Below are 18798 nucleotides of genomic sequence, written 5' to 3'. Positions count from 1 at the left end.
CCCGGCGGCGGCACCGTGTCCCGGCATGGCACCCCCACTCCCGGCATGGTGAGGTGAGGACGAGAGGTGTCAGCCACGGTGGCGGAGGTGTGGTGGTGTGGGCATGGACGCGTTCGTCGGTCTGCTGGATTCCGACATGTGCGTGGTCACGGCCGTCGCGGAGGGCGAACGGGCGGGCTGTCTGGTCGGGTTCGCCTCGCAGTGTTCGATCCGGCCCGTGCGGTTCGTGGTGTGGCTGTCCGAGCTCAACCACACCTTCCGGGTGGCCCGGAACGCCGAGGTGCTGGCCGTGCACCTGCTCGACCGTGAACAGCGCGGCCTCGCCGAGCTGTTCGGTGGGCGCACCGGCGACCGGACGGACAAGTTCCAGGGGCTGCCGCTGAGGGAGGCGTACGGAGGGGCCGTCGTCCTGGAGGACGTGCCGGCCTGGTTCGTCGGCCGGATCGTGACGCGTGCCGGCGGCGGAGACCACATCGGCTTCGTTCTCGACCCGGTCGAATGGGGCGGACAGGAGGCGTACGAGGGTCACCTGCTGCGTCTGTCCGACGCCCAGGCCATCGCGCCGGGTCACCCGGTCGACTGATCTCGCACCCCGCCTGCGACACCGCGGTGAGTCCCGCCCCGGGGCCCCGGCCTGCCCTACCGCTTCGGGACCCTCGGAACCCTGACGTCCACCACGCACACGTCGTCCCGCCGCTCCTCCGGGAGCATCCGCGCGAGCAACGGCCCGAGCGATCCGGGCCCGTCGGTGTGCGGAGCCGCCACCGCCTCGGCGAGCCGCTCCATCCCTCGGTCGATGCTCTCCGGAGGGTGCTCGACCAGACCGTCGGTGAAGAGGATGAGCCGGTCGCCCGGTTCGAGGCGGCACTCCGTCTCTTCGTAGACCGGCGTGGAGGTCGCCCCGAGCACCATGCCGCGGGGCCGGCGCAGATACCGCGCCTCGCCGTCCCGCAGCAGCAGGGGCGGGGGATGCCCGGCCTGGGCCCAGACCAGGCGCCGCTGCCGGGGGTTGTAGCGGGCCAGCACCATCGTGGCCGTCGCATGGGAGTCGCGGGAGTGCAGCAGCAGCGTGTTCAACCGGGCGAGCGCGCCGGTCAGCGACGAGCCGGTGATGACCATGCCCTTCGCGGTGAAGCGGAGCTGCGCCATCGTGGCGACGGCGCCGACGCCGTGCCCGGCGACATCGCCGACCACCAGCAGCGCCCCGTCGTCGGGCAGTTCCACGGCGCTGAACCAGTCGCCGCCGACGTGCACCCCCGACTGGGCGGGCAGGTAGGCGACCTCGACGCGCAGTCCCGCCAGTTGCACCGGCCGGTTGGCCATCGGCAGCAGCGCGTGCTGAAGCCGGGACGCCAGGGTCCGCTCGGCCCGGAGCACGTCGTTCTGCGTGAGGATCGCCTGCTCGCTCTCGACCAGGGCCAGCTCCGCACGCCGCTGGTCGGTCAAGTCCTGTACGACACCGTGCACTTCGACGGGCGTGCCGTGCATGTCGGCCACGGTCTCGGCCACCAGGCGCAGATGCCGGATGACCCCGGACGTCCTGATGCGGAACGGCAGGTCGAACGCCCGGCCGTCGTCGACGAGCGCGCGGACGGCACGGGTCAGCGCGGGCGCGTCCTCGGGCAGCGCGAGCTCCGGAAGACCGGCGAGACCCACCGGGCCGTCCGCGGGGTCCCGGCCGAAGATGGCGAACACCTGGGTCGACCAGGAGGCCTCCAGGGTGGCCAGGTTCCAGTTCGCCCAGCCGAGGTTGCCCAGCCGCTGGAGATCCGCCAGCCGCTGCTCCTGCCGGTCGGAGGAGCCGCTCCGGACCCAGCTGACGACCAGTGCGTCGCCCAGCGGCGCCACCCGCGCCGTGTACGTGGAGAGCGCGGCGATGCCCGCCAGGACCTCCTCGTGCGCGAACTGCTCGCTCTCGTACGGCTCCCCAGTGGCCAGTGTGTGCACGCAGCCCCACCACAGCGGCTCGCCCGCCAGAGCGGGCCGGAACTCCAGCAGCCGCCGCCCGGCCAGCTCCTCACCGGGACGGCCCAGCAGATCGCCCGCCTGAGCGGTCGCGGCCTCCACCCGGAAGTCCTCGGTCTCACCCGACGCGGTGCTCAGCGGGGTGAGCAGCATCGCCGCGAGCGGCAGCGCGTCGAACAGTTCCTGCACCGCGTCCGTGGCGGCGTCGGCGGACCGCTCCGGCGGTGCGTCGAAGGCACGCAGCCGGCCGGCGCACAGCCCGGTGACACCCCGCAGGTGAGCGCGGTCGCGGGGCGTGAACGACTCGGCCCGGCCGCGCAGCACGCCGATGCAGACGGCGGCCGATCCGGCCGTGGACACCGGCAGCCAGGCACGTGACCGCCACCGCTCGGGGGGCTCGCCGATCAGCAGGTACCGCCGGGCGTCCGAGGCGAAGTCCTCCAGCCAGCGCGGCTCGCCGGCCCGCAGCGCGTCCAGCGCCGCGATCCCGCTCAGCGGCGGCACCTGGCTCCACTGGGCGGCCAGCTGGTCCTCGATGCCGGCGTGCCCGATCAGTTCGAGGCCGCCGTCGGGCCTGCGGGCGTAGAGCATGATCGCGTCCGCGGCCATGTCCGGCGCGAGATGCTCCAGCAGGCACCGCGCGAGGTCCTGCGGTGTCGTCACCCGGACGAGGGCCTGGCCGATCCGGGCCAGGGCGGCGGCGACGTCGTCCGGGGTGGTCGTGTCCTCCGGGAAGCCGGGCACGGGCCCCGAGGTGCCGGTGCCGACGGGACCGGTCGCCTCGCCCGGGTCGGGCGGAGCCGGCGCCAGACGCCCGAGCGTGATCCAGCACTCCTCCAGCAGGGTGTGACGGGCCGCCTTGGCCCGCTGGAGCAGCTGTTCGCCGGCCGCGTCCGCGGAACACCCGGTCAGCGCCATCTCCGCGCCCGTGGCCCGCTCCACGACAGCTGACATCGCCGCCTGGTCGCGCAGCCGGTCCAGCTCGGCGCGCTGCCGGGCGACGATCTTGGCCAGTTCGACCAGGTCCGGTGCGGCACTGGGCTGCGCCGGTGTCACAGGCTCGCTCGTCACGCGTCGAGCATGGCACACCCGGGCCCGTTCGAAGACCGTCTTGTGCGCACGGACCGCCCCCGGGACCCCGCCGCGTCCTGCCCGTCAGGTCCGGCTTCCCGCGCTGGTCAGTGGCCGTCGCGCGGATACAGCCACAGCCGCAGCAGCCGGCTGAGCCGCGGCATCACCAGATAGGTCAGCACCGGCAGCAGCACCAGGGGAAACACGGCGGCCCGCAGCGGCAGCGGCCAGCCGGTGGTCTGCGGCGTCACCAGCCACGTGATGAGCAGCGTGAACGGATAGGCGCCGAGGAACGTCGTGAGGACCATCTTCCACCTGGGCGGGGCCTGCACGGTCGTGCCCGGCAGACTGAACCACGTCTCCATGCCGGTGGTCGACTGGCGCTCGCTGGTGACCTCGGTGGCGATGTCCTCGATCTTCCGGTGCCAGCGTGCCCGCTCCCCGGACTCCAGCCAGGCGGCGAGCCGGTGCTGGTCGGACCAGCGCAGCACCGCGTGGAAGCGGTGGCCGTCCTCCGGCTCCAGCCAGGAGACGCCCTCGTTGCCCGGGAACTGCCTGGCACAGCGGGAGATGCCACGCGTCCACTTTTCGAACTCGCGCTCATGACCGGGGCGCACCTGCCAGGTCAGGACCGTGGTCACCGGCTCTCCGCGCCGGACTTCGGTGGTGCTCATTCCGTCACGTGTGCCACGCACGGCGCGGGTCATGCACCCCCGGTCCCCGGGGTCACGGCTGGCGGTTCGCCTCCACCAGCGCCTGGGTGACCGCCCGGACGCTGCGCGCGATGTGCTGCAGCTGCATGACCTCGGCCGCGTACAGCTTGATCGTGTGCTCGATGACGCCCTCGTGCAGGCCGAGACCGGGCAGGTCGGCGCGGGCGGTCTGCAGGGCGGTGCGGGCGACCCGGATCTCCTGCTGGACCTGGATCTGGGCGTGCCGGGCGAGGAGGACGGGATGGCGGATGAACACCGGGTAGCCGCCGTAGCGCGTGGGCACCAGCTCGCGCAGCCACTTGGCCGCCGAGCGCTCCCAGTCGTAGCTCCCGGGGGTCTTGACCTGGCAGGGCCAGTCCGGGCTGATGCGCGTGGTCGTCAGGGGCATGATCATCGCTTCCGGGTGTGCGGCGTCGTGAGGGTGGACGACGGGTCGGGGCGGCCCCGGCCTAGGGGATGGCCGGGGCCGCCACGGACACCCGGGACGCCGGAGTGGGTAGGACCCGGCCTCCACGGGCGGGAACGGATCCGGAAGGGCCGGGTCGCGATCCGTGAGCAGTATTTATATATGCCATCCGGTTTGCAAGGAGCATGAAAACATTCATGCGTGCTTTGTTGCGGATGATCCCTTTGTCTGGTCCGGTGACCGGTCCGGCCCGCCGTGCCTCAGTCCCTGAGGAAGAAATGGTGCTGGTCGGCGACCTGTTCGTACTCCTCGAGCCGGGCTTGCGTCCGCTCCGGGTCGGCGTCCGTCATGGCCTGCAGCAGCGCCGAGCACATCACGCCCGGGGCCGCGTAGGAGTCGAAGACCAGGCGCGATCCGGTGCCGGTGGCGAAGGCGACGTCGGCCTCGTCCGCGAGCGGCCCGAGCGCCAGGTCGGTGATCAGGGCGACCTTGAGCCCGGCACCGCGTGCCACGCGCACGGCCGTCAGGGTCTCCTGTGCGTGCCGGGGCATGGAGAACGCCAGCACCCAGGTGCCGCCCGCCTCCCGCGACTGCAGCAGGGCGTCGTAGGCGACACTGCCGCCCCGGGTCACGAGCCTGACGTCCGGGTGGATCCGCCGGGCGGCGTAGGCGAAGTACTCGGCGAGCGAGACGGAGATGCGCAGTCCGAGGACGGTCAGCGGGGTCGACGACGACAGTTCACGGCCGATGTCGATCACCAGGTTCGGATCGGCGAGGTCCCGCCGCAGGTTCTCCAGGTTCTCGATCTCGGCGTCGACCGCAGCCTGCAGTTCGTTGCCCCGGATCTCTTCGGCCGGGCCGCCCGCGAGGGTGCCGAGCGCGATCGACTGGAGCTTCTCCCGCAGCGCCGGGTACCCGCTGAAGCCCACCGCCGAGGCGAACCGTGTCACCGACGGCTGGCTCACGCCCACCCGGTCGGCGAGGTCCGTGATCGACAGGAACGCCGCCTCGGTGATGTGCTCGATCAGGTACTGGGCGATGCGCCGCTGGCCCGGGGACAGCCGGGGCCGGTCGAAGAGTGTTCGCAGCTGGGAGGACGGGGAGACCTCCGCTTCGGGTGCGGCCTTCCCCGAGGTGATCGCGGATGCCTGTGCGCGTGCCTGCTGCGGCGATGGCACCGGTGCGCCTCCTTCGTCTCCCACGAACGTTCAACATAGCTCACGCCCTGAGGTGACCAGGGCTTCCTCGGACAGCACATGAGGTGCCCGGCGCGGGGATACCCGGACGCCGGGCGGGAACCCGCCGCCACAGATCATCCCGAGAGGAGCAACCGCCATGACCGTCCCCGAGGAGAACCGGCCGAAGACGCAGACCACGGACGAGATCCTGGAGCACCAGGACGATCCCCGGTCCCGGCCGCCGGGCGCCACCGGCCGCACGCTCCGCGAGGCCCTGGAGGAGGCCGAGGTGCGGCCCGACGACTTCGAGGAGCGGTAGTCGGCACCAAGTCCCCCTTCGCCCCGACCCACCCGACGACGTTCCGGCAGGTGACACCGTATGGGCGCGCTGAGTGCGCTGGAAGAAACCCTGGAGAACCGATTTGACGCCCTGTGGGCCCGGGTCCGGGACAAAGGCCCGGTCGAGGTCGTCGACGCCCTGCGACGTGAGTGCGACGACAAAGCCGTGGTGTGCCGGGAGGGCCGTGTCATGGTCCCCAACGCCTACGACGTGGAACTCGTCGACGACATCCACGACCGCCTGGCCTGCCACAGTACGTATGTGTGCCAGGCCCTCACCGACGCCCTGGTCCGCCACGCGGAACGCAAGGGTTACGAGTTCGCGGGGCCGCTGGCCGTCCACGTCGCCAGGTGCCCCGAGGTCCCCAACGGCCGCTACCACGTGGCGAGTCGCGTCATGGAGCACGTGAGCGTGGACGGCTTCTTCCACGCGACCCATTGAGCATCGCTCAACGGCGATAGATCGTGATCGAGTGCCCCACGTCGTCAACGGGGCGGCTGCTGCCGATCAATCCGGCCAGCCGCCCCGTCGCCTTCGCGGCAGCCGAGTCCGACACCACCAACAGCCCCCGCACATCACCGTCGGGCACCCCACGCGGATCCCCGGCCTCGATGCCATACGCGGCCGGCACTCCGCTGCCCTTGTACACCAGCCACACCCGCTCGTCCGGATACCGCTCCCGCAACCGCTCCGCGAGCCGCCCGAGATCCTGTCCCCAGTCCACGTTGGAGTCGTGCAGCCGCTCCCGCGTCCGGCCCGGCCCTCCGAACGCCTCGTTGGAGTACGGCAGATAGCAGGGAAACGTACGCACCGAACTGACCGCGACGAACACCACCAGCGCCCCCACCAGACCGGACACCCACCGCCGCCGCACCACGAGAACACAACCCGCCCCCACCGCGAGGAACAGCGGCAGGAAGACGGCGTACCGGGTGCCGAAGTCCCGTGCCCCCTGCATGGCCGCCAGCAGCAGCACCACAGGAGCGGCCAGCACATACGGCGCCGCCGGCCGCAGCCGCCGCACCGCGGTCACCACCACCGCACCGCAGACCCACAGGCCGAGCATCCCCAGCGGCGTCTTCACCAGCAGCGCGGCCGGCAGGTAGTACCAGAGCGAGCCCGAGTACAGCCGGCCGAACAGAAAGCCCTGCCACGGCCGGCTCTCCAGGCCGAACTGGATCCGCATCCCGTCCCGGTACGCCTCCGGGAACGGCAGCAGCTCGACCAGCAGCCCCCGCAGCCCCCGGACGTGCGGCACCTGCTGCTCGGGAGCCCACCGCAGTCGCGGATCGACCATCAGATACGTGGCCCACACGACCGCGACCGCGGCCAGCGCCATCACACCCGCGCCCGCCACCGCCCGGACCAGCACCCGGGCCCGGGTGCCCGCCGACGCGTGCCACACCGATACGGCGCCCAGTGCCATGAGCACCGGTACGGCGGGAAGCGTGCTTATCCTCGTCGCCAGGGCCGCCCCCAGCGCCACCCCGGCGAGCGGCATGTACAGCAGGGGCCCGCGGCGGGCCCGCCACAGCAGCCACGCCGACGTCAGCACGAACCCCGCGGCCGGCACGTCGAGCGTGGCGAGCGAGCCGTGGGCGATGACGTCGGGGGAGAAGCAGTACAACGCGAGCGCGGTCAACGCGCCTGCCGTCCCGGCCACTTCACGGGCGAAGGCGAACACGACCAGACCGAACAGCAGCGTCAGCGCGATCACGGGGAGACGGGCCCACAGCATCAGCCGCCACGGGTCGTTGCCCGACTCGTAGAGCAGGTGCTGTCCCAGCCTGCCCTGGTCTCCGGTGAAGGAGGGGTCGAGGTGCGGTTCCGCGAGGGCCACCCCGGCGCCGATGACCAGCTTGCCGAGCGGCGGATGCTCGGGGTTGTGGCGCAGCCGGTGCTCGTGCGTGTACTCGGCGGCCGCGCCCACGTACACCGGTTCGTCGATGGTCGGGGTCTGCCGCACGGCGGTCGTGACCATCGCGAAGGCCATCTGCGCGAGCAGCACGATCACCAGGAGCGGCACCCACCACCGGCGGCCGGGCCGCCGCAGGGCCCCGGCCGGTGCCGGGGGAGGGAGCGGCACCGGCCGGGGAACGGCGGGGGCGATGCGGAGGTCCCTCATGGGCCCACTCTGCATCAGCCCCCGCCGCGCACGGCGTCACCGCAGCACGAGTCGCACCGAGAGGCCCTCGGACGTGTGCACGGGCACGGCTCGCAGCGTGTCGGAATCCAGCTCGACGCGGGCGAACCCGCCGCGCAGGGCCGGAGCGGACAGGACCGGGACCGTCGTCCCCGCGACCGGCGGGCGCTCGGTGTCGAGCCGCAGCGACAGCACGCTGCCCCGGCCCAGCAGGACCCGCCGGCTCACCGTGAGTGCCGGGCCGTGGTTCTTGCGGAGCGTCAGCTCCAGCGTCGACTCGCCCTCCTGGACGTAGGAGCCGCGCACCCGCAGCACCTTGACCGCGCGGAGCGTGCCGCCGGTGACCCTGACGTCGCCCTCGCCGAGGGCGTTGGGGGAGGCGGCGACCAGCACGCCGTTCTCGACGACCGTCCCGCCGTGGTAGCGGTTGTGGCCCGTGAGGGTGAGCGTGCCGGTGCCGCGCTTGGTCAGCCCGCCGTCGCCCTCGATGTCGTTGCGCCAGCTGTCGGCCGCGTGGAAACCGCCGGCCGACGCGTCCAGCGTCACGGTGACATCGCGGTCGAAGGCGCCGTACCCGTCCGCCGCCGCGAACAGGTTCAGCCGGCCCCACTGCTCGAAGCCGTCCAGCAGGACGTACCCGGAGGGCAGCGCGGTCGTCCGCAGCACCTCGCGCCGCTGGGCCGCGTCCAGATAGGGCAGCCGCGTCTCCAGCAGGACCTCCGCGCCCTTGGGCACCGCGAGCGGCTTGTCGCGGCCCCGCCGGGGCAGGATGTACGTCAGCCGGGGCCGGACCGCACGGGCGTTGGCGTCCCGGTCGGCGTAGGGGTCGGTGCCGGTGTCCGCGGAGTGCGCGTACGCGTACAGGGTGTCGGCCGTCGTGCCGGTCTTCTCCGTGAAATAGGCCAGGGCCTGGGCGCGGGCCGCCGCCTTGAGCCCGGCGTTGGCCGGGTCCGCCAGCGTGGCGGCGGCCAGCGCGGTGGCCATGATCCGGCCGCCGATCACATCGACGGGGGAGTGCATGCCGGCCACGATCCGGGTGTGGGCGAGTTCCAGGGCGCGTGTCACCAGTTCCTGGAAGCGCTCGGGAACCGCGTACGCGTAGGCCAGCGACGCCAGATGCAGGGCGTTGGTGTGGCCGCTGGGGAAACCACCGTCCTCGGCCGGCTTGTCGCCGCGCTGGCGCAGCAGCTGGGGGGCGACGACCACCTTCGAGTCGTAGACGGGGAAGCCGAACTCGTCCGTCCTGCCGGTGTCGACGACTTCGCTGTCCTCGTTCATCCGCCACGGCCGCGGGTACTGGTAGGCGAACTTGGCCGGGTTGCTGGAAGCCCAGTTGCCGCGCAGGGTGTCCTGCAGCCGGGCCACCTGGCCCAGCTCGGAGTCGTACGAGCCCGCGCCCAGCGCGGAACCGGCCGGGGCGTCGGCGGGCACGGCGTCGTTGATCTTGGCCGGCGGGGTGCCGTCCGGTGCGCTGGTGATCGACGTGACCGCCTTGGCGCCCTTCTTGTAGAGCGCGGAGAGCGGACCGAGGCCGTCGATCACCGAGTAGCTCTGGTGCTGGCGGTCGATGACGAAGGCTTCCTTCGCCTCCGCGTCGGTGCGCTCGGCGGTGATCCGCTCGCAGTAGCGCACGTTGGCGCGCAGAATCTCCGGCATGAGCGGTGTGCCGGTGTTCCAGACGCCGGTCTTCCATATCTGGGCGAAGCCCCCCAGGACCCGGACTACCGCGTTGGTCTCGGGGGTCAGGTTCGTCGCGAGGTTCGACTTGTAGTCGTCGACGAACGCGGCGGGACGGGTGGCGGCCTTCGCGTCGGCGGCGGTGAGCCAGGTGGCGAACGTCGGTGCGGCGAGCATGCCCGCCGAGGCACCGAGGGAGGTCTTCAGAAAGCCCCGTCGGTCGACGGTTGCGCTGGAGCGGTGCCCGGCTGATGACGGCATGTGTGCGCCTCTCTTGAGTTCTGCGAAGGGGGCCAGCGGAGGGTGCTTCGGCCGTACGGCCGGGAGCTGCTGCGGAGTGTGCGACTCGGGGTGCCTCTGGCGACTTCTGTGGCACCTGTTGCGTACGAGCGAAGATCTACGGCCGTGTCGTGACCCTTTGGAGAGGGAACGGCCACCGGCCGGTGTCCGGAACGTGAACGGCGGCTGCCCGGCTCACAGGAGTGAACGGGCCAGCGCCACCGCTCCCTCGACCGGCGGCACGCGCAGAGGGTGCGGCCGGGCCCCGGGCAGGACTTCGGCGAGCGCGGAGACGAACGCCGTGTACAGCGCGGGCTGAGCGAGCACCATGCCGCCCGCCACCACCACGTCGTCCACCGCGACCCCGCGCCGGGCGAGCCGCACGACGAGCGCGGCGAGCGCCCGGCCGCCCTCGGCGATCACGGCCCGGGCGAGCGGTGAGCCCGCCTCGGCGGCGGCGAACACCACGGGGGAGTGCCGGCCCCACTCGGCCGAGACGTCCGCGGCGGCCTCCAGTGCCGCGCCCAGCGCGGGCACCTCGGCCACCTCGAAGGCGGCGATCAGCCCGGCGGCCAGGGCGTCGGGCTGATCGCCACGGTCGTGCGCCGCCCAGACGGCCCGCGCGGCCTCGCGGACGAGTCCGGCCGCGCCGCCCTCGTCGCCGAGCACGGCACCCCAGCCGCCGACCTGGACGGGACCGCCGTCGGGCAACCGCCCCACCGCGACCGAACCGGTACCGGCGACCAGACCGACGCCCTTGTCCAGCCCCGCCGCGGGGACGAGCAGTTCGGCATCGCCCACCACCAGGACGGGGACCCCCAGCCGCTCATGGAGCGCGGCCCGGATCGCTTCGCACTGGCGTGGTGTCTCGCAGGCGTGACCGCCCACGGCGACGGCGGACGGCTGCGCGCCGGCCGGAAGGGCGTCGTGGATCAGGGCGGCCAGCCGGTCGGCGGCGGCCCCGGGGTCGTGCGGTCGCCAGCCCGTACTGCCGCGGACGAGATCGACGGCGCGGTCACCGTCCGCGACGGCCCGCAACTGTGTCTTGGTGCCGCCCACGTCGATACCGACCGCGTAAGGAGTGGAGTCCTGCACGGGTCCTCTTTCGTCGTTGCGCGGTCATGACGGACGCAGGCGAACTGCCCGTCGGACCACGGCGGTTGAAGAGGTAAGGAAGCCCCGGGACGGGCTTCTGCCGACCACGGCAGGCGAGTACCGTGAAGTTCGTTAGGAAGTTAACTAACGAAGTATGGTGCGTCAAGAGGCACGGAAGACCCGATGCCGCGCCACCCTCGCGACCGGCCGGTACGGCCGCAGCACGACCTGGGGAGACCATGCGCCTGAGTGAGAGTGCCCGTGTGGTGTTCGACGTACTGGCCGGGGCGGGCACGGCCACCCGCCCCCAGCTGGCGGCCGGTGCGGGCCTTTCCAAGCCGACCGTCTCCTCGGCCGTGGCCGAGCTCGAGGCCGCGGAGCTGGCCGCCCACTCCGGGCGGGCCTCCGGCGGCACCGGCCGCAGCGCCGCCGTCTACCGGCTCGGCCCGGCCGCCGGCGCCGTCCTCGCCGTCGACCTGGGCCCGGCCCGGACCCGGGTGCGCGGCTGCGCTCTGGACGGCACCCTCCTCGCGGAGGGCACCGGCTCCCGCCGGGAGGCCGCCGGCACCGTCCGCAAGGTCCTCGGCGCACTGCCCGCCGGTGCCCCGCTGCGGGCCGTCGTCGCCGCCGTCGGTGATGTCACCACGCGCGACGGGGAGGGCGCCGGGGAACGCCCCGCGACCGCCAAGGCCGGACCCGTCTTCGACGCCATGGCCGTCGCCCTGCCCGAGGGTGTGCCCGTCCACCTGGAGAACAACGTCAACTGCGCCGCCCTCGCGGAACTGCACGAAGGCGCCGCCGCGGGCCGTGACACCTTCGGCTACCTGCGCATCGGCGTCGGCATCGGTCTCGCCGTCGTCATCGGCGGCCGGGTCCTGCGCGGTGCGAACGGCGCCGCCGGCGAGGTGGCCCGGCTGCCCTACCCCTGGGACGACACCCGCGCCCCGCACCACGAAGGCCTGGAGCAGCGCATGGGCTCGCGCACCCTGCTCCGCCGGGCGGCCGAGACCTGGCAGGACACCGACGGCCCCCGCCCCCGCACGGCCGAGAGGCTCCTCACCCTCTCCGGGCAGGGGCATGCCAGAGCCCGTGCCGTCCTCGACGCGCACGCCACCGACGTGGGCCGGCTCGCCGCCGCCGTCGTCGCCGTCATGGACCCCGGACTGATCGTGCTGGGCGGCGCCACCGGCGCGGATCCGCAGCTCCTGCCCGGTGTGCGGGCCGAGCTGGCCCGGCTGAGCTGGCCCACCGAGGTGGTCAACAGCGTGGTCGGGGACACCGGCACGGTCGCGGGCGCCGCCAAGCTCGCGGTCGCCCATGGAATCCAAACCGTGACCGGAGCTGTGCTGGCGAGGCATTGACGGCTGCGCCGTCGGTCTGCCAATGTCCGGACAAGCGCTTTCTGAGTCGGCCGGGACGCCGACTCCGGGTGAGCCTCCCGCTCGTACGCGAAGTACGGCAGCCGCACGAGGGCGTGCTTGTGCGACGTCGGCCGTCATGGCCGGGGACCCCACCCGTCAGGGCGATGCGGCCGGGCGAGGCCGTGCCCCCGGAAAGCGAAATTTCCTGCAAAATGCACCCGTGCCGCCTCGGCTGGCGCCGTGCTTCTTCCGCTACGACGAAAAGGGATTGAAGATGACCAGTCTGGGTGTGCGGCGCTCGCGCCGGCTCGGCCGCGGCGGCATACGCCGCGTTGTTCCCCTCGCTGCCGTGGCCACGGCAGGTGCCCTCCTGCTCACCGCCTGCGGCGGCTCGGACTCCGGCTCGGGCGGGACCTCCAAGTCGCTGACGTTCTGGATCTCCACGGTTCCGGGCCAGGACGCGGGCTGGAAGAAGATGGTGGCGCAGTACAAGAAGGAAACCGGCGTCAAGGTCAACCTCGTCAACATCCCCTACGACGGCTACGACGCGAAGCTGCGCAACGCCGCGCAGGCGAACTCCCTGCCCGACGTGGCGGCGGTGCCGAAGCTGGACCCGATCTGGGCGAACAAGCTGATCGACCTCGGCTCCATCGCCAACAAGAAGAGCAACAAGATCAACAAGAACTTCATCGCCAAGGACTCGTCCGGGAAGGTGCTGTCCATCCCCTCGGACATCACCGCGTCCGGCATGTTCATCAACAAGTCGCTTTTCGAGAAGGCCGGCGTCTCCTACCCGACCTCGCCCGAGAAGACCTGGACCTGGACCGAGTTCATCAAGGCGGCGGACAAGGTCCGGGAGAAGACCAAGGCCAAGTACTCCCTGACCTTCGACCCGTCGCCGTCCCGGCTGCGCGCCATGGTGTACGAGATGGGCGGCAAGTACGTCCACGCCGACGACTCCGGCAAGTTCTCGGTGGACGCGGCGACCAAGAAGGCCGTGAACACCTTCGTCGGATGGAACGACGACAAGACCATGCCGAAGTCGGTGTGGACCAGCGAGGCCGACCCGTCGGCCATGTTCCAGAGCGGTGACGTCGTCGCCTACTGGTCCGGCGTGTGGCAGGTCGCCGCCTACGCGGAGAGCATCACGAAGTTCGAGTGGGCGAGCGTCCCGACTCCCGCCGAGCCGGTGCAGGCCAGTGACGTCAACAGCGGCGGCATGACGGTCGGCTTCAACAACAACGCCGACGCGGCCGCCGCCGCGGAGAAGTTCCTGTCCTGGCTGTACGAGCCGGCCCACTACCAGGCGCTGTGCGAGGCGTCCGGGTTCCTGCCCGTCGAGACCGGTCTGAACCCGAAGTACCCCTTCAAGTCCGAGGCGGCGCAGGCGGCGTTCAAGCTGTACAACGAGTCGATCCCGCTCTATGACCCGATCTCCGGCTACTTCAACCGCGCGCAGACGCAGTGGGCGCTGAAGGGCAAGAGCATCACCGAGGACCCGACCCCGACGGAGCTCGGCAAGGCGATCAACGGCCAGCAGTCGGCCGACAAGGCCCTGGAGAACATCGTGGCCGGCTACAACCAGCAGGTCGGCGGCGCATCGTAGACCACAGGGCAGGGCGGCGGGGTCCAGACCCGCCGCCCGGCCCTGGGCGCCCACGTGATGCCGGGCTCATGGCCTGAGCCCACAGCAATCCATTCCACCAGCACGGAGTCAGGAAGATGACAAAACGCGCCTCGGCCGTGTCCGCGAGCCCGCCCAGGAGACGCAGTAAGTACACCGTCGCGCCGCTCGTGCTCATCGCGGGCAATGCCGTGCTCTTCGCGCTGTTCTTCGTCTGGCCGGCGGTGATCGGGCTCGTCTACTCCTTCACGAACTACACGGGCATCGGGGCGTTCCAGTTCGTCGGACTGGACAACTACAGCAACCTGCTCGGGGACTCCACCTTCTTCGACGCGCTGACCCGGACGCTGCTGTACACAGTGCTCTTCGTTCCGCTGAACTTCGTGTTGTCGCTGCTCATCGCCAATGTGCTGGTGAGCAAGCACGCCAAGGGCGTGTCGGTCGCCCGCGTCTTCTTCTTCATCCCGTGGCTTCTGTCGCCCATCGTCGTGGGTGTCCTGTGGCGGTGGCTGTTCGGTGAGAACTTCGGACTGGTCAACCACATCATCGAGAAGCTCGGCGGAAGTGCCGTTCCGTGGCAGTCGAACGCGGACCTGTCGCTGATCGTGGTGGTGGTGGCGGCATCCTGGGCCTGGACGGGCTTCTCCATGCTGCTGTTCATCGCGGCGATCAAGAACGTGCCGGTGTCGTACTACGAGGCGGCCGCGCTCGACGGTGCCGGTCCGTGGCGCCAGTTCATCAGCATCACACTGCCGAGCATCGCGCCCACGTCCTTCATCGTCATCCTGCTCAACACGATCCACGGGATGAAGGAGTACCCGCTGTTCGCCTCCCTCAACAACGGCGGACCCGGAACGTCGAACAACCTGCTTGTCCAGTACATCTACCAGACCGGCTTCAAATCGGGCCAGATCGGCTACGCGAGCGCCGCGTCGTTCGTGCTCATGCTCATCCTGATGGCCGTCGCGGTCATCCAGCTGATGGTCAACCGGCGGGTGGAGAACCGATGACAACCACAGACATGCCACGCAAGGTCGACGCCGGGCCCGGACGGGCTGTTCCCAAGAAGCGGCCCCGCGGGGCGGCCAGCGGCGGGCTTCGGCGCGCGGTGCCCGCGACCACACTGCTGTGGGTCCTGGCGGCCATCTACGGGTTTCCGGTGCTGTGGTTCGTCCTCAGCTCGTTCAAGCCGGCGGGAGACCTGTTCTCCTCGCTGTCGCTGTTTCCGGACGACCCCACCCTGTCGGGCTACAAGGCAGCGTGGGACGGCGCCAACTTCTCCCAGTACTTCATCAACACGGCCATCGTGTGTGTGATCGCGACGGTCCTCACGGTGGGAGTCAGCTGCTGCACGGGGTACGCGCTGGCCAAGTACGACAACAAGTGGCTCAAGGTCTTCTTCGTCGGCATCCTGGCCACCACGATGCTGCCGGGCGAGGTCATGCTCGCCCCGCAGTTCCTGGTGGTCCGCGACCTGGGCCTGTACAACTCGCTCACCGGCATCATCGTCCCGGCCTTGCTCACCGCGACCGGATGCTTCATGTTCCGCCAGTTCTTCCTGACGGTCCCCGACGAGCTCATCGAGGCGGCCCGCATCGACGGGGCGCGTGAACTGTCGATCTTCCTGCGGATCATGGTGCCGATCTCCCGGCCCATCATGCTGACCCTCGCCATCCTGTCGTTCCAGTGGCGATGGAACGACTACATCTTCCCGCTGCTGATGCTCAACGACCCCAGCAAGTTCACCGTGCAGATCGGCATCCAGAGCCTCGTCGGCGCGCAGAACATCAACTGGTCGGTGGTGCTCGGCGGCTCGGTCATCACCATGATTCCGCTGATCGTCGTCTTCCTGGTGTTCCAGCGCTACGTCATGAACGCCGACATCAACGCCGGACTGAAGGACTGATCTTGCCCACCCCGCTCGACCACGAGTTCGTCCGCGCGGTGGCCCGCGCCGCCGACCGGTCGGTCGCCCCCCTGGCGGCCGACCCCGACGGGGAACCCGCCGGTCTGCACCACCGCGCTCTGGCGCGCCGAGTGAAGACCCTCGTCGCGGCGTACCGGTCCCCGGACTCGGCACTGCACGGCGACAGTGGGGCCGTCGCCGCCGCGACGGCCCATCTCCGCGCCCTGCGGGCCGCGCAGACACCCACCGGACTCTTCGCCGGCGGCGACAACGTGCAGTCACCGCCGGACTCCGGGTTCACCGTCAACGACCTGTGCGACGCGCACCTCCTCGCAGCGGGCGCGGGGCCGGAACTGCACGAGGTGACGGCGGCGCTCGCCGAGATCGCCGACGCCGCCTCCGGCAGCCTCCTGACCGGCGGGGTGCACACCCCGAACCACCGCTGGGAGCTGTCGGCGGCGCTGGCCCGGCTGCACCGTTCGTTCCCGGACGACCGGCTGCTCGCCCGCATCGAGGAGTGGCTCTCCGAAGGCGTCGACATCGACGCGGAGGGCCTGTACTCGGAACGGAGCGCCAACTACGCGGCCCACGTGTCCAACCCGTCGCTGCTGCTCCTGGCCGACGTACTCGGCCGCACCGACCTGCGGGACGCCGTCGAACACAATCTCGCCACCACCCTGGACCTGATCAGGCCGGACGGCACGGTCGAGACCGTCCTCTCACGACGGCAGGACCAGAAGGCCCCGTTCCCGCTGGCGCCCTACCTGCCGCACTACCGGCTGCTCGCGATCCGCACCGGCCGGGGCGACTTCGCCCGGGCGGCGCGCCTGGCGGCCGCCGGCGGCATCGACGACCCCGACCTGCTCGCCGAGACCCTCCTCACTCCGGACCTGTGCCGCGTCCTGCCGGCACCGGACGCGGAGACCCTTCCGCGCGACCGGTACATCACCACCGCGCGCCTCGCCGCACGTGCCTCGGCCACCGCGCACACGGTGGTGTACGGCGGCTCGGACGTGCCCGAGCACCGGCGCATCCGCTCGGGCCTCGCCTGCAATCCCACCTTCCTGCGCCTGTTCGCCGGTGACGCGGTCCTCGACGCGGTCCGTCTCTCGCGGGGATTCTTCGACCTGGGCCCGTTCCGCGCCGCCGGCATGGAACAGCCCGCCGACCACCGGTACCGGCTCACCGAAACCCTCACGGCCGCCTACTACCAGCCGCTCCCGAAGGACGAGAGGCGGGACGACGGCGTCTACCGGCTGGTGGACGACGGACGCTTCTCGGCCTCGATGGCCTTCCCGGACCGGCCCCGGGACGAGGTCTCCCACACGACCCGCGTCGAGGTGGACCTGAGGGACGACGGTGCCGACCTGCGGATCGACATCAGCGGACCGCGGGTGCCCTGGGCCCTCGAACTGACCTTCCGGCCGGGTGGAGTGCCGGAGGGCGCCGTACCGGTCGGCGAGGGGCGCTGGTGCCTGACGACCGGGCCGATGACCTACCGGGCCGGTGACGACGAGATCCGGGTCGAGGCCGACGTCGAGGCGGGCGAACCGCTGGCCGGGCCGGACCGGAGCGACGTACTGCGGTACGACCCGGGGCAGGACTACACCGTGGTGGGCGGCACCGACGCCACGACCGGGAACCGCGTCTACATCGGTGGCCTCGGCCCGCACACCCTGACCGTGGCGCTGCGCGCCCGTCGGCCCGCACCTGTCGTGTGACGCCCGTGTGAGGCGGCCCGGGCGTCACAGAGGCAGGCCCACCAGGCCCCACCCGCGTCGGTCGGCCTCGGTCACCACCACGCCCCACTCCCGCAGCAGCACCGAGAACTCGTCGAAGTCCTCGATCCACCGCCCCGGGCACGCGGCATGCGTGCCGTACGGCTCGCGCAGGCCCTCCAGCAGGGGTGCGGCGCGTGCCCAGCGCCCGGCCAGCGCGGACACGGTCGCGGGCGGGCAGGCGAGGAGCAGCCGGGGGTGCCAGGGGTCGGTGTTCGCGGGGAACAGCCCCGGGACCGAGGTGTCCTCGGTGTCCCGGATCAGGTCCCGCAGGACGCGTCCAGGTGCTCACGCGTTTCCGGGGCGGCATGCTCCCGTACGTCCTCCCACGCCTGTCCCGCCCAGAAATGGGGCTTGTAGGAGCCGGGGGTGCTGTGGAATTCGTACCGGCCGCACCAGGGGACGTTCGGCGCGGCGGGCCACACCCAGCCGCGCTGCGGCTCCGCGTACCGGTCGAGCTCGTCCTCGGGCAGCGCCGCGTCCTCGAGCAGCGCGTACCGCTCCTCGCACGGCGTCTGCTCGAGCCGTTCCCAGTCGACGGCCAGCACCGTGATGTCCAGGCCCATGGTCACGTCTCCACACGCGGCAGCGCCGACTCCGGCACCACCAGGTCGGCCCGTCCCCGGGTCGTGGCGATCAGCTCGGCGTTGGGCTGGTCCGAGCGCGACACCCAGGCCTCCGCCTCCTCGGGGGACTTTCCGAACCGCTCGTGCCGGGCGACGAGCCGGCGGACACGCTCCCGCTCGGGGAGTTCGCAGAACCACACCTCGTCGAGCCGGTGGCGGACCCGGGCCCAGGCGCCGTCGTCCAGGAGCAGGTAGTTGCCCTCGGTGACGACCAGCCGGGCCGACGGCGGCACCGGGACAGCCCCCGCGAGCGGCTGTTCCAGGACGCGTTCGAAGCCGGGTGCGTAGACGACGTCGTCGTGACTCTCCTCGCGCAGCCGCCCCAGCAGCGCCGCGTACCCGGCCGCGTCGAAGGTGTCGGGCGCGCCCTTGCGGTCCCTGCGGCCGAGCCGCTCCAGTTCCGCGTCGGCGAGGTGGAAGCCGTCCATGGGCACGTGCGCGACCCAGGGTTCGCCGGATCCGTTCAGTTCCCGCACCAGGTGCTCGGCGAGCGTCGACTTGCCCGCGCCCGGGCTGCCGGCGATGCCGAGGATCGCGCGCCGGCCGCCCTGAGGGAGGGCGCGGGCGCGGTGGACGAGGTCTTCGAAGGCGAGCGGCACACCGCAGAGTGTGTCACCCCGTGCCAGGGCCGTCCGG

At 71.7% G+C, this 18798-nt stretch carries 18 protein-coding genes; 8 read left to right on the top strand and 10 right to left on the bottom strand.

Annotation, left to right across the window (positions count from 1 at the left end):
• Nucleotides 1-103: 103 nt before the first annotated feature.
• Entirely contained in the window at nucleotides 104-583 is a 480-nt protein-coding gene (locus ACFZBT_RS23760; RefSeq protein WP_391106575.1) for a flavin reductase, read from the top strand.
• Between the two features lie 56 nt (nucleotides 584-639).
• Here the strand turns inward: ACFZBT_RS23760 and ACFZBT_RS23755 are convergent, their stop codons facing one another.
• The 4 genes from ACFZBT_RS23755 to ACFZBT_RS23740 form a co-directional block, all read right to left on the bottom strand.
• The gene (locus ACFZBT_RS23755; RefSeq protein WP_391106572.1) at nucleotides 640-3036 is read right to left on the bottom strand and encodes a SpoIIE family protein phosphatase; all 2397 of its coding nucleotides are present in this window, start codon (nucleotides 3034-3036) and stop codon (nucleotides 640-642) included.
• A gap of 107 nt (nucleotides 3037-3143) precedes the next feature.
• Nucleotides 3144-3710, bottom strand: coding sequence for an antibiotic biosynthesis monooxygenase (locus ACFZBT_RS23750; protein WP_391106569.1), 567 nt, complete (start codon nucleotides 3708-3710; stop codon nucleotides 3144-3146).
• 52 nt (nucleotides 3711-3762) lie between these two features.
• Nucleotides 3763-4143 (bottom strand): hypothetical protein, encoded by a 381-nt coding sequence (locus ACFZBT_RS23745; RefSeq protein WP_391106566.1) that lies wholly within the window; start codon nucleotides 4141-4143, stop codon nucleotides 3763-3765.
• Nucleotides 4144-4415: 272 nt separating this feature from the next.
• Nucleotides 4416-5333 (bottom strand): SIS domain-containing protein, encoded by a 918-nt coding sequence (locus ACFZBT_RS23740; protein ID WP_391106563.1) that lies wholly within the window; start codon nucleotides 5331-5333, stop codon nucleotides 4416-4418.
• Nucleotides 5334-5490: 157 nt separating this feature from the next.
• On the opposite strand from ACFZBT_RS23740, the gene ACFZBT_RS23735 reads away from it, so the two are divergent.
• Both ACFZBT_RS23735 and ACFZBT_RS23730 read left to right on the top strand, forming a co-directional pair.
• Nucleotides 5491-5652 (top strand): hypothetical protein, encoded by a 162-nt coding sequence (locus ACFZBT_RS23735; RefSeq protein WP_391106560.1) that lies wholly within the window; start codon nucleotides 5491-5493, stop codon nucleotides 5650-5652.
• A gap of 60 nt (nucleotides 5653-5712) precedes the next feature.
• Nucleotides 5713-6114 (top strand): FhaA domain-containing protein, encoded by a 402-nt coding sequence (locus ACFZBT_RS23730; protein WP_391106557.1) that lies wholly within the window; start codon nucleotides 5713-5715, stop codon nucleotides 6112-6114.
• Nucleotides 6115-6121: 7 nt separating this feature from the next.
• On the opposite strand, the gene ACFZBT_RS23725 is transcribed toward ACFZBT_RS23730, so the two are convergent.
• From ACFZBT_RS23725 to ACFZBT_RS23715, 3 genes are all read right to left on the bottom strand, one after another.
• Nucleotides 6122-7798, bottom strand: a complete 1677-nt coding sequence (locus ACFZBT_RS23725) for a phospholipid carrier-dependent glycosyltransferase (RefSeq protein ID WP_391106554.1) — start codon at nucleotides 7796-7798, stop codon at nucleotides 6122-6124.
• Nucleotides 7799-7834: 36 nt separating this feature from the next.
• Nucleotides 7835-9754 (bottom strand): phosphatase PAP2 family protein, encoded by a 1920-nt coding sequence (locus tag ACFZBT_RS23720; protein ID WP_391106551.1) that lies wholly within the window; start codon nucleotides 9752-9754, stop codon nucleotides 7835-7837.
• A gap of 213 nt (nucleotides 9755-9967) precedes the next feature.
• Nucleotides 9968-10867: a BadF/BadG/BcrA/BcrD ATPase family protein gene (locus tag ACFZBT_RS23715; RefSeq protein ID WP_391106548.1), complete on the bottom strand. Its 900-nt coding sequence runs from the start codon at nucleotides 10865-10867 to the stop codon at nucleotides 9968-9970.
• 239 nt (nucleotides 10868-11106) lie between these two features.
• On the opposite strand from ACFZBT_RS23715, the gene ACFZBT_RS23710 reads away from it, so the two are divergent.
• The 5 genes from ACFZBT_RS23710 to ACFZBT_RS23690 all read left to right on the top strand — a co-directional run bounded on the left by ACFZBT_RS23710 (nucleotide 11107) and on the right by ACFZBT_RS23690 (nucleotide 17479).
• A complete protein-coding gene (locus tag ACFZBT_RS23710) occupies nucleotides 11107-12228 on the top strand; it encodes an ROK family protein (RefSeq protein WP_391106545.1) in 1122 nt (373 codons plus the stop codon).
• A gap of 274 nt (nucleotides 12229-12502) precedes the next feature.
• Complete coding sequence (locus ACFZBT_RS23705) at nucleotides 12503-13834, top strand: extracellular solute-binding protein (RefSeq protein WP_391106542.1); 1332 nt, start codon at nucleotides 12503-12505, stop codon at nucleotides 13832-13834.
• A 116-nt stretch (nucleotides 13835-13950) separates the two neighbouring features.
• Nucleotides 13951-14862: an ABC transporter permease subunit gene (locus tag ACFZBT_RS23700; protein WP_391106539.1), complete on the top strand. Its 912-nt coding sequence runs from the start codon at nucleotides 13951-13953 to the stop codon at nucleotides 14860-14862.
• Nucleotides 14859-15758, top strand: coding sequence for an ABC transporter permease subunit (locus tag ACFZBT_RS23695; RefSeq protein WP_391106536.1), 900 nt, complete (start codon nucleotides 14859-14861; stop codon nucleotides 15756-15758). Before ACFZBT_RS23700 ends, ACFZBT_RS23695 begins: the two co-directional genes overlap by 4 nt.
• A gap of 2 nt (nucleotides 15759-15760) precedes the next feature.
• Complete coding sequence (locus tag ACFZBT_RS23690; protein WP_391106533.1) at nucleotides 15761-17479, top strand: hypothetical protein; 1719 nt, start codon at nucleotides 15761-15763, stop codon at nucleotides 17477-17479.
• A gap of 24 nt (nucleotides 17480-17503) precedes the next feature.
• On the opposite strand, the gene ACFZBT_RS23685 is transcribed toward ACFZBT_RS23690, so the two are convergent.
• From ACFZBT_RS23685 to ACFZBT_RS23675, 3 genes are all read right to left on the bottom strand, one after another.
• On the bottom strand, nucleotides 17504-17701 hold the full coding sequence (locus tag ACFZBT_RS23685) for a hypothetical protein (protein ID WP_391106531.1): 198 nt from the start codon (nucleotides 17699-17701) through the stop codon (nucleotides 17504-17506).
• 95 nt (nucleotides 17702-17796) lie between these two features.
• Entirely contained in the window at nucleotides 17797-18102 is a 306-nt protein-coding gene (locus ACFZBT_RS23680; protein ID WP_391106528.1) for a hypothetical protein, read from the bottom strand.
• Between the two features lie 2 nt (nucleotides 18103-18104).
• Nucleotides 18105-18761, bottom strand: coding sequence for a nucleoside/nucleotide kinase family protein (locus ACFZBT_RS23675; protein ID WP_391106525.1), 657 nt, complete (start codon nucleotides 18759-18761; stop codon nucleotides 18105-18107).
• Nucleotides 18762-18798 lie beyond the last annotated feature (37 nt).

The sequence above is a fragment of the Streptomyces sp. NPDC008137 genome (assembly GCF_042957035.1).
GTDB lineage: Bacteria > Actinomycetota > Actinomycetes > Streptomycetales > Streptomycetaceae > Streptomyces.
This window is presented reverse-complemented; position numbering and strand designations above follow the sequence as displayed.

Coding starts and splice junctions, on each gene's coding strand:
- ACFZBT_RS23760 (WP_391106575.1), top strand. CDS start 104: ATGGACGCGTTCGTCGGTCTGCTGGATTCCGACATGTGCGTGGTCACG.
- ACFZBT_RS23750 (WP_391106569.1), bottom strand. CDS start 3,710: ATGAGCACCACCGAAGTCCGGCGCGGAGAGCCGGTGACCACGGTCCTG.
- ACFZBT_RS23745 (WP_391106566.1), bottom strand. CDS start 4,143: ATGATCATGCCCCTGACGACCACGCGCATCAGCCCGGACTGGCCCTGC.
- ACFZBT_RS23735 (WP_391106560.1), top strand. CDS start 5,491: ATGACCGTCCCCGAGGAGAACCGGCCGAAGACGCAGACCACGGACGAG.
- ACFZBT_RS23730 (WP_391106557.1), top strand. CDS start 5,713: ATGGGCGCGCTGAGTGCGCTGGAAGAAACCCTGGAGAACCGATTTGAC.
- ACFZBT_RS23725 (WP_391106554.1), bottom strand. CDS start 7,798: ATGAGGGACCTCCGCATCGCCCCCGCCGTTCCCCGGCCGGTGCCGCTC.
- ACFZBT_RS23720 (WP_391106551.1), bottom strand. CDS start 9,754: ATGCCGTCATCAGCCGGGCACCGCTCCAGCGCAACCGTCGACCGACGG.
- ACFZBT_RS23710 (WP_391106545.1), top strand. CDS start 11,107: ATGCGCCTGAGTGAGAGTGCCCGTGTGGTGTTCGACGTACTGGCCGGG.
- ACFZBT_RS23705 (WP_391106542.1), top strand. CDS start 12,503: ATGACCAGTCTGGGTGTGCGGCGCTCGCGCCGGCTCGGCCGCGGCGGC.
- ACFZBT_RS23700 (WP_391106539.1), top strand. CDS start 13,951: ATGACAAAACGCGCCTCGGCCGTGTCCGCGAGCCCGCCCAGGAGACGC.
- ACFZBT_RS23695 (WP_391106536.1), top strand. CDS start 14,859: ATGACAACCACAGACATGCCACGCAAGGTCGACGCCGGGCCCGGACGG.
- ACFZBT_RS23680 (WP_391106528.1), bottom strand. CDS start 18,102: ATGGGCCTGGACATCACGGTGCTGGCCGTCGACTGGGAACGGCTCGAG.